Source organism: Pseudoxanthomonas sp. 22568, assembly GCF_052044485.1.
GTDB classification, from domain to species: Bacteria; Pseudomonadota; Gammaproteobacteria; order Xanthomonadales; family Xanthomonadaceae; genus Pseudoxanthomonas_A; species Pseudoxanthomonas_A beigongshangi.
This window is the reverse complement of sequence record NZ_JBQENC010000004.1, coordinates 127,172-142,453: the sequence shown is the minus strand read 5'-3', so window position 1 is coordinate 142,453 and position 15,282 is coordinate 127,172. Positions and strand designations below refer to the sequence as shown.

At 68.9% G+C, this 15,282-nt stretch carries 9 protein-coding genes; 5 read left to right on the top strand and 4 right to left on the bottom strand.

Annotation, left to right across the window (positions count from 1 at the left end; translation table 11 throughout):
* Positions 1-166 precede the first annotated feature (166 nt).
* Positions 167-3,088, bottom strand: a complete 2,922-nt coding sequence (locus ACTJI2_RS06550) for a DUF748 domain-containing protein (RefSeq protein WP_440841498.1) — start codon at positions 3,086-3,088, stop codon at positions 167-169.
* A gap of 219 nt (positions 3,089-3,307) precedes the next feature.
* On the opposite strand from ACTJI2_RS06550, the gene ACTJI2_RS06545 reads away from it, so the two are divergent.
* Positions 3,308-4,510 (top strand): amino acid aminotransferase, encoded by a 1,203-nt coding sequence (locus ACTJI2_RS06545; RefSeq protein ID WP_440841496.1) that lies wholly within the window; start codon positions 3,308-3,310, stop codon positions 4,508-4,510.
* Between the two features lie 315 nt (positions 4,511-4,825).
* On the opposite strand, the gene ACTJI2_RS06540 is transcribed toward ACTJI2_RS06545, so the two are convergent.
* On the bottom strand, positions 4,826-7,696 hold the full coding sequence (locus tag ACTJI2_RS06540; RefSeq protein ID WP_440841495.1) for a ThuA domain-containing protein: 2,871 nt from the start codon (positions 7,694-7,696) through the stop codon (positions 4,826-4,828).
* Between the two features lie 162 nt (positions 7,697-7,858).
* On the bottom strand, positions 7,859-8,941 hold the full coding sequence (locus ACTJI2_RS06535; protein WP_318288933.1) for an ABC transporter ATP-binding protein: 1,083 nt from the start codon (positions 8,939-8,941) through the stop codon (positions 7,859-7,861).
* Between the two features lie 210 nt (positions 8,942-9,151).
* Between ACTJI2_RS06535 and ACTJI2_RS06530 the strand changes: the two genes are divergently transcribed.
* The 4 genes from ACTJI2_RS06530 to ACTJI2_RS06515 all read left to right on the top strand — a co-directional run bounded on the left by ACTJI2_RS06530 (position 9,152) and on the right by ACTJI2_RS06515 (position 14,452).
* Positions 9,152-10,513, top strand: coding sequence for a GH1 family beta-glucosidase (locus tag ACTJI2_RS06530; RefSeq protein ID WP_318288932.1), 1,362 nt, complete (start codon positions 9,152-9,154; stop codon positions 10,511-10,513).
* A gap of 58 nt (positions 10,514-10,571) precedes the next feature.
* Positions 10,572-11,582, top strand: a complete 1,011-nt coding sequence (gene glk / locus ACTJI2_RS06525) for a glucokinase (RefSeq protein WP_183641878.1) — start codon at positions 10,572-10,574, stop codon at positions 11,580-11,582.
* Between the two features lie 257 nt (positions 11,583-11,839).
* On the top strand, positions 11,840-13,750 hold the full coding sequence (gene edd / locus ACTJI2_RS06520; protein ID WP_318288931.1) for a phosphogluconate dehydratase: 1,911 nt from the start codon (positions 11,840-11,842) through the stop codon (positions 13,748-13,750).
* Positions 13,751-13,795: 45 nt separating this feature from the next.
* Entirely contained in the window at positions 13,796-14,452 is a 657-nt protein-coding gene (locus ACTJI2_RS06515) for a bifunctional 4-hydroxy-2-oxoglutarate aldolase/2-dehydro-3-deoxy-phosphogluconate aldolase (RefSeq protein WP_192197705.1), read from the top strand.
* 116 nt (positions 14,453-14,568) lie between these two features.
* Here ACTJI2_RS06515 and ACTJI2_RS06510 read toward each other — a convergent pair whose 3' ends face one another.
* Positions 14,569-15,270, bottom strand: a complete 702-nt coding sequence (locus ACTJI2_RS06510; protein ID WP_440841493.1) for a hypothetical protein — start codon at positions 15,268-15,270, stop codon at positions 14,569-14,571.
* Positions 15,271-15,282: the final 12 nt, after the last annotated feature.

The window sequence follows — 15,282 nt, the reverse complement described above, 5'->3', positions numbered from 1 at the left end:
GTTTTCCGGGCATCGCGACCGGCCGGCCGGTGCGCTGCCAAATTGTTGGACTGGATGAGGTTGAATCGCCAAATAATTGATTTATATGGCAATCCAATAATGCTCTTACGGCATTGACCGATGAGTATAACGGGCGCCGGCCCGGCGCGGGACCGCCCGCCCCCGGCTACTCCAGGCCCAGCTCCAGCCGCGCGCCGCCCTCGTGCGCCGCCGGTCCCTTGGCGCCATCGATGAACACCCGGGTGGGATCCACCTCGCCGCCGGCCAGCAACGCGTCCTGGACGGCGTTGGCGCGGGCGCGTCCCAGCGCGGCCAGTTCGTCGTCGCCGGGCCGATACCGGGGCAGCAGCGCCTGGCGCAGCCAGGCCACCTCGGCCGTCTGGCGCGCGGCCTTGCGTGCCTTGCGATCCAGTTCCTCCTGGTCAGCCTCCCGCCCGGCCTCCGCAGCCGCCTCCGGGATGTCCGGCTTGTGTCCCAGTTGCTGCCGGTACAGCGCCTCCAGCAGATCCCGCTGCTCTCCAGCCTCCAGCGTCGCGACCGCGACCGGCTCGCCCTTGCGCCCGCCCAGCATCGCCGCGTCCAGCCGCTGCCCGGCAATCGCCTCGGCCTCGCCCTCCAGGGCGGTGCCGGCCGGAATGTCCAGCCGCAGCGCCGGGCGTTCCACCAGCGCCTTGGCCAACGCGCCCAGGCTGGTGCGCGCGGGTTCGCCCAGTTCGCTGGAGCCGGCGGCGAAATCGACGTAGCGCGCCTGTTCCGCGCCCTTGAACAGCGAGCCGATGAAATCGAACGGGGCGGTCACCGCCTTGACCAGGATGTTCTTCAGGATCTGCCAGACGATCGGCCACACCCGGAAACTGGGATCGTCCAGCGAGCCGTTCACCGGCAAATCCAGATCGATCACGCCCTGGCGGTTCTTCAGCAGCGAGGTCGCCAACCGGATGGGCAGCGAGACCTTTTCCTGGCTGTCGGTCGCCTCGCCCCACTCCAGCTGATCCAGCACGACATGGTGGGCCGCCTGCAATTTGCGATGGTCGATCTGGTAATGCAGTTCGGTGCTGAGCTTGCCCTTGGCGATGGCGTAGCCGGCGAAGCGTCCGGAGTACGGATTGAAGATCGGCAGGTCGATGTTGCGGAAGCTCATCTTCAGATCGGTGCGCTCGTCGTAGGCGAACGGATTGAGCGTGCCGGAGATCTCCACCGGCGAGTAGCGGTTGACCACCTGCCCGTGCAGATCCACGCGGGCCTGCGTCGAGGGCGCGGTGGACAGCCCGCGGATATGGCCGCGCAGGGCGGCGATGTCGGCGCGGAAGCCGGGATCCATGGAGGCATCGGCGAACGCCATGGTGCCGTTTTCCAATTGCAGATCGTCCAGCTTGACCGTCATCGCCGGTCCCGACGATGACGCCGGCGCCGACGTGGCGGCCGGCGCCGCGCTGGCGAACAGCCGGCTGAGGTTGACAGTGCGATCCGGCTCCACCGCCACGATGGCGAACGGCTTGCGCATGACGACCCGGGCGATCTGCAGGCGATCCGGTGCCTGCGCATAGCGCAGGCCGCCGATATCCATCCGCTCCCAGGCCACCACCTGCCGCTTGCTTGTCCGCTCCAGCAACGAGAAGCCGTCGATGCGGCCTTCGCCATTGAAGGCCAGGGCCGCGCCGCGCTTTCCGTCCCCCGGCAAGGTCAGTTCGCCGTTCGCGCCGAGGGTGCCCGAGCGCAATTCCAAGGCGGGGAAATCCGGCAGGTAGGCCAGCACGTCGCGCAGCGGCAGGCCTGTCAGATCCAGTTGCAGGCGCCCGGCCACGGTGGCGGGCACCACTTCGCCCTGCACGGCCAGCCGGGTCTTGCCGTTGATGGTGGCCGACGCCGCTATCGGCAATGGCTTGTCCAGATCCAGGCTGACCCCGCGGGTGCTGGCGGTCAGCGCCTGCAGGCGGAAGCGGCTGGCCGGCCGGACGGCGCGGTCCTGCACGTCGATCTCGGCGTCCTCCAGCGCCACTTCGCCCAGGCTGAACCGCCAGGCCGGCCCCGGCGTCGTGGCGACGGGCGCGGAAGCGGCTTCCGGCGTCGACGGGAACAAGCGCATCAGGCTGATCGCGCCGTTGGCCTCGCGGGTCAGCGCGGTCCGCAAGCCGCCCACCCGCAGGCGATCGGCGGCGACCTCGCGTTTGCCGAGCGAGAAACGGGCGCCGGCCAGCGCGATCTCGCCCAGGGTGGCCGCGTTCCCGGTTTCGCCGCGCGCGCGCACGCCCACTCCGCTGGCCTGCGCGCGGGACAGCGTCGCTTCCAGCAACGTGCCCGCCGAGGTGCCGGCGGCGAAGCGGTAGCGGCCGGCTACATCGAAGCGGCCGCCATGCAGTTCGAACGGCAGCGCCTCGCTGAGGAAGGCGTAGGCGGTGTCGACCTGGAGATTGGCCGCGCCCAGCTCGCCGTCGGAGGCGAACGGCCGCAACGAGAGTTGCCCGCGCCAGTCGAAGCGTTCGCCCTGATCGCCAGTGGCGGCCAGATGGAATCCACCGCCCTTGCCGTTGCCCTGCGCGGTGCGGAAATCGCGCAGTTCGAACCGGATCGGCGCCAGCCGCTTGCTGGGCTGCAGGCGCCGGCTGTGATCGGCGAAATCGATCGCGCCGTCGGCCACCACGAGATGCGCGATCAGCACGTCCGGCGGCGGACCGTCGTCCTTCGAAGGAGGAACCAGGTCGGCCAGGTTGAGCGAACCATCGGCGCGCACCAGCGCCTGTGCGTAGGGCCCGTCCAGGGCCACTTCGCGGAAGGTCCAGGCCCCTTTCCACAGGGAGGAGACCTGGAAATCGATGACCGCCCGGCGCAACGCGACCAGCGGCTTCTGCCCCGCCGTCGCCACAGGCTCTTGTATCGCCAGCGCGGTGGCCTCGGCGCGGAAGGTGAAGGGGTTGAATCGCAGTTCGCCCAGGCTCAGCGACTTGCCCAGTTCCTCGCGGACGTAGTCGGTGGCCTCGGCGCGGGCGAAGCGCGGCAGCCACCAGAAGCCCGCCAGCGCGTACAGCCCCACCACCAGCAACGGCAGGACGATGACCCAAAGCAGTCGACGACGGATCCAGCCCAGCATGACCTGCTCCTTGGAAGGCGCCCGCCTCCGCACGGCCCTTGGCCGGTCGGAGCGGAACGAATGGGGCCCGGAGGACCGCCCGATGGTCGGAACAATCACCTTAGCCTGCCCGCCGCCTGGCGCGCCAGCGCCACGCGGGCGCACGTCCGCCGATGGCCTGTTAGGATCGGGGAGTTTGTTCGCGACACCCTTTCTCCCTCATCAACTGGTCACACCGCCGTGTCTCTTTTTGCATCCGTCGAACTGGTTCCGGGCGATCCGATCCTGGGCATGACCGAGGCCTACAACGCCGATTCCCGCCCCGGCAAGGTCAATCTGGGCGTTGGCATCTACTACGACGAACAGGGCCGCATCCCCCTGCTCGATTCCGTCCGCGAGATCGAACAGACCCTGGCCGCGGACGCCAAACCGCGCGGCTACCTACCCATCGACGGCTTGCCGGGCTACAACCTGGCGACCCAGAAACTGCTGTTCGGCGCCGGTTCCACCGCGCTGGAAGCCGGCCGCGTGGTTACCGCGCAGACCATCGGCGGCAGCGGCGCCCTGCGCATCGGTGCCGACTTCCTGAAGCGCGCGCTGCCGCAGGCGAAGATCGCCATCAGCAACCCGAGTTGGGAAAACCATCGCGTGGTGTTCGGCACCGCCGGTTTCGAGGTCAGCGATTACCGCTACTACGACCCGGCCACCCATGGCCTGGATTTCGCCGGCATGCTGGCCGACCTCGGCGCGCTGGAACCGGGCACGGTGGTCCTGCTGCACGCTTGCTGCCACAACCCGACCGGCGTCGACCTGACCGCCGCGCAGTGGGCGCAGGTGGTGGAACTGGTGAAGGAACGCGGCCTGCTGCCGTTCATCGACATCGCCTACCAGGGGTTCGACCAGGGCACCGACGCCGACGCCACCGCGATCCGCCTGTTCGCCGATTCCGGCATCCCGGCGTTCGTGGTCGCCAGTTCGTATTCCAAATCGTTTTCGCTGTACGGCGAGCGCGTGGGTGCGCTGTCGATCGTCTCGGCCGACCGCGACGAGGCCAAGCGCGTGCAGTCGCACATCAAGCGCACCATCCGTTCCAACTACTCCAGTCCGGCCACACACGGCGGCGCGCTGGTGTCCGGCGTGCTCGGCAGCGACGAACTGCGCGCGCGCTGGGAGAAGGAACTGGGCGGCATGCGCGAGCGCATCCACACCCTGCGCGCCGGGCTGGTGTCCAAGCTGGCGGCGCTGGGCGCGCCGGAGTTCGGCTTCATCCAGCAGCAGGCGGGCATGTTCTCGTACTCCGGCCTGAGCAAGGCCCAGGTCGATCGCCTGCGCGAGGAATACGCGATCTACGCCATCGGCACCGGCCGCATCTGCGTGGCCGCGCTCAACAGCCAGAACATCGACAAGGTGGCCGAAGCGGTCTATGCGGTGAGCCGCGGCTGAGTCCCGGCTCCACCGCGGTCTGCCTGGAACCCCCGGCATTGCCGGGGGTTTTCTTTTGGGCTCCGTGCGAAAAGCAAATCCCCCGCCACCCGCTCACGCGGGTGCCCGCCCCCTTTGATCAGCCATTCGGCTGTTGGGAAGCTTTGCAAAGGGGGCATCCCACGCTCCGCCACACCCAGCGCATCCATATCATCCGCACCGAGGCCCGCCGCCTGCGACGTCGCCTTTCCTCTCCCTTTGCAGCGCTTCCCAACAGCCGAATGGCTGGTCAAAAGGGGGACCGAGGGGGATTTGCCTTTGCTTTGTCCGGAGCCCTCAACGCTTGCCCAGATACCCCGCGATCGCATCGATATCGTTCGCGCTGAGTCCCGCCGCCTGCGCGCGCATCGCGCCGTGGGTCAGTGTGTCGACGATGTAGGCGCGGCTGCGGCTTTCCAGCAGCGTGCGTGGGGGGATGTTGCCCTGAGGATGATCGTGGCAGGTCGCGCAGCGTTGCTTGAACAGGGCCTCCCCATCCAGTCCCGAGTCGGCCGCCGCCGGGGCTTGCGAAACACCCGCGGCATCGGCGACGACCTTCGGCGGCACGCGTGCGGGCGCGCCGGGACCGAATGCCTGGATCCGATCCGTCCCCACCACCACCGCGCCATGGGCGAACACCGGTTCGTTGTACTTGCCCGAGGTGTGCAACTGGCCCGGCGCGCTCTTCCACAACAGATCCAGCGTGTGGCCTTCCAGCGCGTACAGGACCGGTGCGGGCGCGCCGGGGCCGGCCAGCGGCGCGGAGCGGCGGGCGTTCTCGTCGAGGACCCAGACGATCGGATCCCGCGCGCCGTCGCTGCTGATCACCGGCGACCCGGGATTGATGAAGACCAGTTCCATCTGCCGGCGCGCGATCGCCAGGTGCGCGGGCTGTCCGGGCGCGGTCACCACGCGCAGCTTGACCAGCGACGGCGGGACCGCGTCCGCCGAACCTTCGGCACGCCGGGTGTTGCCAGTCATGTAGACATGGATCGCGCCGCTATCGTCCCGGTGATACGCGGGCACCGAACGGCCGCGCGCCTGATCCATCGCCGCGTCCTGCTCCGAGTACGGACCAAACACGCTCAGCGGTCCGCGCCCGGCGAACTGCGGTCGCCGCTGCGGCGGCAGCAACGAACCGTCGCTGGCCGCGCTTCCGCCGCAGGCCGGGCGTTGGTCCAGTTTTCCGGGCAGATGATCGCGGTCCAGCAGGTACGCGTTGCCCTGCTTGCCGCCGACCACCATCAGGCGCGTCGTCGTGGTCTGCGCGGGCTCCAGATCCGCCAGCAGGCTGGCGCCACCGGATCCCAGATCGATATCCATCTTCGCGCTGCCGCAATGATTGAACGGCGTGTAGGTGCCCCGCAGTCGCAGGCCGGCATCGGCGGAGTCGGACAGTTTCAGGACCGATTGGGTCCAGTCATGCGGCTGGTCGCGATAGCCGTCGAAACCGCTGCCGGTGACCACGAACACGTCGCCCGTCGCGTCGATCGCCGGTCCCCCCGCGCCCCAGATGCCGCCGCTGCCGCGATGCGGCATCGCCACCGAGGCGAACGCGCTGGCCACCCGTGGACGCCGCGTATCGACCGCAACCAGCCAGCCGGTTTCGGTCTCGCCGAAAGTCACGTACAACCGTGAACCATCCGGGCTCAGGTTGAGCGCGCCACGCTGCACGCGGAAATCGAAACGCCGTTTCGGCGGGACCGGCGACGGGCCGGCATTGGCGTTGACCGCGTTGAAGCGCGCCTCGTCCAGTCGCACCGGCCAACCCTCGATGACCTTGCCGCTGCCGATGTCCAGCGCATACGCCTGCCAGCGCTCCTTCGGAGCGCAACTGGTGACATAGATCCGCCCCCGTGCCGTGTCGATCACCGGCGTGCTCAACACGCCGGTCGGCACCGCATCCAGCGGCGCGGGTTGCAGGTGACAGGGTGGCGCCAGCCGCGTGCGCCAGAGAATGCGCCCGGGCGCCACGTCGCCGGCCTTGCCGGCGTTGATCGCATACACGTAGCCATGATTGCTGGCGGCGAACACGACCTTGAAGGTCTGGCCGCGATGCTGGCCTTCGCTCATGCGGACCTGTTCCAGGTACAACGGCGAGGCGTACAGGCGTGGCGCCTGGCCTTCGTAGGCGTCCAGCGGCGGCGATTCCCACAGCAGGCCGAACGAGGGATCTTCCAGTTGGGCCCGCGTTGGCGCGGTTCCATGGCGATGCCAGCCACTGCGACCACGATCCGCATGGAACGTGGTGACGTCACGCACCGACGCGGTGACCGCGCGGGAAGTGCCGGTGGCCGCAGGCGGCGCCGGCGTGGCGGGAGCCGGCGACTGCGCGCCGTCGTCGGGAACCTCGATGCCGGCGGTCCACAGGATCGCGTTCAACAACACCCGCCGCAACATCGGCTGCTCCAGCGCGGCCAGGAAGTGCGCGCCGCTGTAACCGAACGAACGGCCGCCGTCCGGGCGTTCGTAGGCCCAGCCCACGGTGACCGTTTCGGCGCGGTCCTCCACCATGGCCGCGCCATCGCGGTACTGCGCGTGCAGGGTGCTGCGCAGCACCGGCCGCACGCCGCTCGCGGCAAAGCGCAGGGTCGGATAGAACTCGTCGCGGTAGGTGAACGCATCCACCCCACGGAGGATCGGGTGCGCGGCATCGGCGGGCGACACCGTCGCGGTCTCGGTGGTGCGATCGAACATGCCCACGCGTTCGGCGCCCAGCCAGGCGCGCAGATCCAGCGACGCATCGTCGGCCGGCACGGTGGAGGCCTGGTGCAGTGCGACCACCCCGACGCCCTGCCGGACCAATTCGCGCAACTGTTCGCGATGCGCGGCATCACGCAGCGGGTGCCGGTCCAGTCCATCGAAATACAGCACCACGGTCGAAGCGCCCCGCAACGCGGCGGGATCCACCGGCCAGCCCCGTTCGTACACGACGATCTCGGCGCCACGCCCCTGCGGCGATTCGCCCAGCATCGCCGCCAGCCGGCGCACACCCTCGGCATAGGCATGCCGCCCGGGGCCCTCGCTGCCGACCCCGCCGATCAGCACGATCCTGCGGCCCGCGCCCGGTCCGTCACAGGCGCCGGCCAGCAACGCCAGCAGCGCAAGGCCGACGCGCAGCGCGGCGCGGAATCGCGCACGCGCCCATCTCCTGTCCCTCTTCCGCACTGGCCCCTCTCCCGTGACGGATATTCGCAAACCTTGCGCACGAGGCTAGGACGGGCACGAGGCGGATGGAATCCGCTGCCGCTACGTTCTGAGGCTAGATTTTGTTGCCTGCGGCGGACAGGCAAGCGACGGCGAAGCCGGGCCAGGGCCCGCCTCGCGGGTTCACCGCAGGCGGCGACCGCTTTCCGGGTCGAAGAAATGCAGGTGCGCCGGATCCACCGCCAGGCGCAGGCCGGCACCCGCGCGCGGGAGTTGTCGCGGCGGCAACCGCGAGACCAGCGCATGGGGACCGAGGGTCATGTTCACGAATACTTCGCTGCCGACCGGCTCCACCACTTCCACCAGCGAGTCGAAACCGGCCTCGTCCGGTGCCACCGGTTGCAGATGTTCCGGCCGCACGCCCATCGCCACTGTCCTGCCCAGCCAGTCCTCGCCTACCCGCGCGTCGCCGAGCGGAATCGACAGGCCCGCGTCGAGCACCAGCCGCAGCCCTCCCGCATGCTCCAGGCGTCCGTGCAGCACGTTCATCGCCGGGCTGCCGAGAAAGCCGGCGACGAACAGGTTGGCCGGATGCTCATACAGCGCCATCGGCGTGTCGATCTGCTGGATCTGGCCGTCCTTGAGCACCACGATGCGCTGGCCGAGGGTCATCGCCTCGACCTGATCGTGGGTCACGTAGATCATGGTCGCGCCCAACTGGCGATGCAGCCGCGCGATTTCGGTGCGCATCGAATGGCGCAGCTTGGCGTCCAGGTTCGACAGCGGTTCGTCGAGCAGGAACACCGCCGGCTCGCGCACCAGTGCCCGTCCCAGCGCGACCCGCTGGCGCTGGCCGCCGGACATCTCGCGCGGCAGCTTGTCCAGCATCTGGCCCAGGCCCAGCGTGTCGGCGGCGGCATTGACCCGTTGTTCGATCACCGCGCGCGGATGCCCGCGCAGCTTCAATCCGAAGGCCAGGTTCTCGGCCACCGTCATGTGCGGATACAACGCGTAGTTCTGGAACACCATGGCGATGTCGCGATCCTTGGGCGCGACCTCGTTGACCACCCGGTCACCGATCGACAGCGTGCCACCGGAGATTTCCTCCAGCCCGGCGATCATCCGCAGCAGGGTCGACTTGCCGCAGCCGGACGGGCCGACCAACACCATCAGTTCGCCGTCGGCGACCTCGAAACTCGCCCCGTGCACGGCCACCTGGCCGTTGCCGTAGACCTTGCGGACATTGTCCAGCCGCACACTCGCCATCTGCTCTCCCGGGCGGCCTGCGCCACCGTGTTGTCGGACCTGCCGCCGGGCCCCTCCCGGTGCAGCGGCCTGCATACGAATGCACGCCGTCACTCAATGACCACCTTCCCATTTCCCAACCCGGGAAGTTGGGTTATTCTGCCATGTAATCGTTTTCACAACGCAATCACCCCCACTTTTCTCAAATTTGCCGACACCGCCGGAGGGGCCATGTCGAAGTCTTATCGTTTCCCCGAGAACTTCATCTGGGGCAGCGCCACCGCCGCCTACCAGATCGAGGGTTCCCCGTTGGCCGACGGCGCCGGTCCCAGCATCTGGCAGCGCTTCGCCCACACCCCGGGCCGCATGCTCAACAACGACACCGGCGACGTGGCCTGCGACCACTACAACCGCTGGCGCGAGGACATCGGCCTGATGAAGGAACTGGGCATGCAGGCCTACCGCTTCAGCGTGTCCTGGAGCCGGGTGATGCCCGAGGGCCGCGGCCGCATCAACCAGAAGGGCCTGGACTTCTACGAGCGGCTGGTCGACACGCTCCTGGAGAACGGCATCCAGCCCACCGCGACGCTGTTCCACTGGGATCTGCCGGCGGCGCTGGACGACCGCGGCGGCTGGCTGAACCCGGATATCGCCGACTGGTTCGCCGAATACAGCGAAGTGATGTTCAAGCGCCTGGACGGCCGCATCAAGCGCTGGGCCACGCTCAACGAACCCTGGGTGGTCACCGACGGCGGCTATCTGCACGGCGCGCTGGCGCCCGGCCACCGCAACCGCTTCGAGGCGCCGATCGCCTCGCACCACCTGCTGCGCTCGCACGGCAAGTCGGTACAGGCCTACCGCGCCATCGGCAAGCACGAGATCGGCCTGGTGGTGAACATCGAGCCCAAGTACCCGGCCAGCGACAGCCCCGAGGACCTGGCCGCGACCCGCCGCGCCGAGGCGTACATGAACCGCCAGTACCTGGACCCGGTGTTCTTCGGCACCTATCCGGAAGAACTGCGCGAAATCTTCGGCGAGGCCTGGCCGAAATGGCCGCAGGCGGACATGGACCTGATCCGCCAGCCGCTGGACTTCATCGGCGTCAACTACTACACCCGCAACGTGTCCCGCCACGACGAGTCGAACTGGCCGCTCAAGGTCTCGCCGGTCCGGCAGACGCAGCATACGTATACGGAGACCGGCTGGGAGGTCTTCCCGCAGGGCCTGACCGATACACTCACCTGGGTCAAGGACCGCTACGGGAATCCCAAGGTGTTCATCACCGAGAACGGCGCCGCCTTCTTCGATCCGCCCAAGGCCGAGCGCGGCCGCGTGCGCGATCCGCTGCGCCTGAGCTACCTGCGCCAGCACCTGCGCGCGGTGCACGCGGCCATCGAGGCCGGCTGCGACATCGGCGGCTATTACGTCTGGTCGCTGCTGGACAACCTGGAATGGTCGCTGGGCTACTCCAAGCGCTTCGGCATCATCCACGTGGACTTCGACAGCCAGACCCGTACACCGAAGGACAGTGCACGCTATTATGCGAAGGTCGTGGCCAGCCATGGCGACGCACTGACCAACGAGGACGACTGAGGCGAATGCGGCGGACTACTTTTTGCGGCCACGACCCCTTCAAGAGTAATCACCCCGCATGAGCACCGATAACCGGGTCCTGCTCGCCGACATCGGCGGCACCAATGCACGCTTCGCGCTGGCCGACGCCAGCGCCGCCGCGCCGCTGCTGGAAGACAGCGTGCGCGGCTTCGCGGTGGCGGATTTCCCGTCGCTGGCCGATGCCGCCCAGCACTATCTGGACGAGGTCGGCGCCGAACAGTCCGGTCTGGAAATCCGCAACGGCGTGTTCGCCGTGGCCGGCCGCGTCGACGGCGACGAGGCGCGCATCACCAACCATCCGTGGGTCATTTCGCTGTCGCGCACCCGCGACGCGCTGGGCTTCGACGACCTGCGCCTGGTCAACGATTTCGCCGCCCAGGCGATGGCGCTGCCGCTGCTGGGCAGCCAGGACGTGGTCGCGATTGGTATTCCCGACTGGACGCCGGATCCGCAGCCGGTCAACCGCAACTACGCGGTGATCGGCCCCGGTACCGGACTGGGCGTGGGCGGCCTGATCATCCGCGACGGCCGCAATTTCCCGCTCGAAACCGAAGGTGGCCACGTCAGCTTCGCGCCGGGCACGCCGCAGGAAATCGAAGTCCTGCAACGCCTGTCGGCGCAGTTCGGCCGCGTCTCGATCGAGCGCCTGATCTGCGGCCCCGGCCTGGTCAACCTGCATCGCGCGCTCAGCGAGATCGCAGGCGAGGATCCGGGCAACCTGCAGCCGGCCGACGTGACCGCGCGCGCGGCCACCGGCGACGCGCGCAGCAACAACACCATCGACGTGTTCTGCGCCGTATTCGGCGCGGTCGCCGGGGATCTGGTGCTGACCCTCGGCGCGTGGGACGGCGTGTTCCTGACCGGCGGGCTGGTGCCGAAACTGCTGACCTCGCTGCAGCACTCCGGTTTCCGCCAGCGCTTCGAGCACAAGGGACGTTTCTCCGCCAACATGGCGCGCGTGCCGACCCTGGCCATCGTCCATCCGCGTCCGGGCCTGCTCGGCGCGGCGGCGATCGCGGTGGAAGCCTACGGCGCCTCGCGCCGATAACGCCGACCGCCCGCATGGCGGGCTGGTCTGGCTTTGGTCACTTTCTTTGCCGGCGCAAAAGGTAGAAAGTTGAGGGGTTCTCCGTTGTCCGCCACGCATCGGCGGCGACGTCGGCCTGGAACCCGCGTGCAGGCCGGACACATGCTTGCCCTGCCCCGGCAAGGCGCAGTCCGGCACGCGCCGCTGCGTGGACACCGACGACGCCCTGCCCACGGCCAGCGGCGCACACTCGTCCTTTCGCAGTCCAGCCGACGCCAATGAGCCTGCATCCGCGCATCCAAGAAGTCACCGAACGCATCCGCCAACGCAGCCTGCCCTTGCGGCGCGCGTACCTGGCCGGCATCGACGCGGCCAACGCCGCCGGGCCGCACCGCAGCCGCCTGAGCTGCGGCAACCTGGCGCATGCCTTCGCCGCCTGCGGACCGACCGACAAGGATCGCCTGCGCACCGACGCCACCCCGAATCTGGGCATCGTCAACGCCTACAACGACATGCTGTCGGCGCACCAGCCGTTCGAGACCTATCCGGAATTGATCCGCGACGTCGCGCGTTCGCTCGGCGCCACCGCGCAGGTCGCCGGCGGCGTGCCGGCGATGTGCGACGGCGTCACCCAGGGTCGTCCCGGCATGGAGCTGTCGCTGTTCTCGCGCGACGTGATCGCACAGGCCACCGCGATATCGCTGAGCCACGACATGTTCGACGCCGCGCTGTACCTGGGCGTATGCGACAAGATCGTGCCAGGCCTGCTGATCGGCGCGCTCGCGTTCGGCCACCTGCCGGCGGTGTTCGTGCCCGCCGGGCCGATGACGCCGGGCATTCCCAACAAGAAGAAAGCCGAGGTACGCGAACGCTACGCCGCCGGCGAGGCCAGCCGCGAGGAACTGCTGGAAGCCGAGTCGGCCAGCTACCACGCGCCGGGCACCTGCACTTTCTACGGCACCGCCAATTCCAACCAGGTATTGCTGGAAGCGATGGGCATGCAGCTGCCGGGTACCTCGTTCGTCAATCCGGACCAGCCGCTGCGCGATGTGCTGACCCGCGCCGCCGCCGAACACGCCCTGCGCATCACCGCGCTCGGCGACGACTATCGGCCCATCGGCCACCTGATCGACGAACGCGCCATCGTCAACGCGATGGCCGCGCTGATGGCCACCGGCGGCTCCACCAACCACACCATCCACTGGGTGGCGGTGGCGCGCGCGGCCGGCATCGTCCTCACCTGGGATGACATCGATCTGATCTCGCGCACCGTGCCGTTGCTTGCCCGCGTGTATCCCAACGGCGAGGCCGACGTGAACCGCTTCGCCGCCGCCGGCGGCACCCAGTTCGTGTTCCGCGAACTGCTCGACGCCGGAATGATGCACGACCTGCCCACCATCGTTCCCGGCGGCATGCGCGCGTTCTGCGAGGAACCGCGCCTGCAGGACGGCCGGCTCACCTACGCGCCCGGCATCGCCGAAAGCGCCGACCCCGAAGTGGTGCGCCCGGTCGCCAGCGCCTTCGAATCGCAGGGCGGCCTGCGCCTGCTGCGCGGCAACCTCGGCCGCTCGCTGATCAAGACCTCGGCGGTCAAGCCCGAGTACCGCTTCATCGAAGCGCCGGCGGTGGTGGTCGATGATCCGCGCGCGCTCAACAAGCTGCACGCCGCCGGCGTGCTGCCGCACGACTTCGTCGCGGTGGTGCGCTACCAGGGACCGCGCGCCAACGGCATGCCGGAACTGCACTCGCTGGCGCCGCTGCTGGGCCTGCTGCAGAACCAGGGCCGGCGCGTGGCGCTGGTCACCGACGGCCGCCTGTCCGGCGCCTCTGGCAAGATTCCCGCCGCCATCCACCTGACCCCGGAAGCCGCCCGCGGCGGCCCGTTGGCAAAGCTGCGCGAAGGCGATCTCGTCCGCCTCGACGCCGAAGCCGGCGTGCTGGAAGCACTGGTGCCGGCGGAGGAATGGAACGCGCGCGAACTGGCGCCGAACACCTCGCCCGCCGCGCTGGACATCGGCCGCAACCTGTTCGCGGTCAGCCGCGACGTGGTGACGCCGGCCGACCAGGGCGCGCTGTCGATTTCCTGCGGGCCGCCGTACCACAACGGCACCTGGGAATACGATTCGGAATACGAACTCGGCGATGCCGATCACGCCGCCCAAGCCCCGCACGAAGCCAAGGACGCCTGAGCGTCACTCCGCACTCCCGCGACAACGCCTCCACCCGAATACGCCATGACCATCGAAGCCCGCCAACAGAAAGCCGAACAACTCCTCCGCGCCGCCGGCATCCTGCCGGTCGTCACCGTGCATACACTGGACGAGGCACGCCGGGTTTCCGAGGCACTGCTGGCCGGCGGTCTGCCGGCCATCGAACTGACACTGCGCACGCCGGTGGCGATGGAAGCGCTGGCGATGCTCAAGCGCGAACTGCCGGACATCGTGATCGGCGCCGGCACCGTGCTGACCGTCGAACAGATGCAGCGCTCCATCGACGCGGGCGCGGACTTCCTGGTCACGCCGGGCACCACGACCGAGATGGCCGACGCGCTGGCCGATGCGGACGTCCCGGTGGTACCGGGCGCGGCCACGCCGACCGAACTGCTGTCGCTAATGGCGCGCGGCTTCCGGGTATGCAAGCTGTTCCCCGCCTCCGCCGTCGGCGGACTGGCGATGCTCAAGGGCCTGGCCGGCCCGCTGTCGGAGCTGAAGCTGTGCCCCACCGGCGGCATCGGCGAGGACACCGCCGCCGACTACCTGTCGCAACCGAACGTGGTCTGCATCGGCGGCTCCTGGATGGTGCCCAAGAACTGGCTGGAAGCCGGCGAATGGGACAAGGTCCGCGAAAGCTCGGCCAAGGCCGCCGCCATCGTCCGCCGCGTGCGCGGCTGATTCCCGACCCCTTCCCCTGTTGCTGTTGTAGGAGCGACGTCAGTCGCGACCGTCATCCCCGGGGGCGCGGTAAGGTTCCCGGTACGCCAGGTCTACAGTCGCGACTGACGTCGCTCCTACAACGGCTCCTCTCCCCGATACAGCCGAAGGCCGAATCGCGCGCGCCACCAGCCGCGCGCGAGCAGCAGGTGCCAGCCGACCAGCAGCAGGCCCAATTGCCACTCCAGCGCGTTCTCGATGCGGTCGCGCAATGCATCGTCGGCGACCAGCGCACCGGCCACGACATTGCCCACGCCCAGACCGAGCATGGCCATGCACAGCACGGCCATCGCCTTCAGCGTCGCTGGCGGCATTAGACGCAGCACCCTCGCCCGCCGCATCAGCAGCAATTGGGCCAGGAACCCGAAACCGAAATACACGGTCACGCCGTAGCGCCGCAGGAATCCGTAGACCTCGCCTTCGGTGCCGAGGAAGGTCGCGTAGATCGCCAGCGCGGACGCGGAAAACAGTCCCAGCGCCAGCATCCACCGCCTGGCTGCCTTGCCTCCATCATCCCGCAACCAACGTCCGGCCACCCACCAGGTCGCGCCATGCAGGACCGCGCACGGAATCACCAGCAACCGGAACAGATGATTGCCCAGCCCGTGCCGCGCCGCCCGGCTGATCGACGTGCATCCCTCCCAGTAAGGCACGCAGGCCGGCACATGTCCGGCCTGGATCGACAGCCACAACGCCAGATGCGTGGCCACCAGCAAGAGCAGCGCCGCTGCCAGCGGCAGCGGCCAGATCGGGATGAAACCGCGTTCGCCCATCGACATGCCGATACTCTA

Excerpts from the sequence above, each read along its gene's own strand:
- edd (WP_318288931.1), top strand. The coding sequence starts at position 11,840 with ATGAGCCTGCATCCGCGCATCCAAGAAGTCACCGAACGCATCCGCCAA.
- ACTJI2_RS06510 (WP_440841493.1), bottom strand. The coding sequence starts at position 15,270 with ATGTCGATGGGCGAACGCGGTTTCATCCCGATCTGGCCGCTGCCGCTG.
- ACTJI2_RS06550 (WP_440841498.1), bottom strand. The coding sequence starts at position 3,088 with ATGCTGGGCTGGATCCGTCGTCGACTGCTTTGGGTCATCGTCCTGCCG.
- ACTJI2_RS06535 (WP_318288933.1), bottom strand. The coding sequence starts at position 8,941 with ATGGCGAGTGTGCGGCTGGACAATGTCCGCAAGGTCTACGGCAACGGC.
- ACTJI2_RS06530 (WP_318288932.1), top strand. The coding sequence starts at position 9,152 with ATGTCGAAGTCTTATCGTTTCCCCGAGAACTTCATCTGGGGCAGCGCC.
- ACTJI2_RS06515 (WP_192197705.1), top strand. The coding sequence starts at position 13,796 with ATGACCATCGAAGCCCGCCAACAGAAAGCCGAACAACTCCTCCGCGCC.
- glk (WP_183641878.1), top strand. The coding sequence starts at position 10,572 with ATGAGCACCGATAACCGGGTCCTGCTCGCCGACATCGGCGGCACCAAT.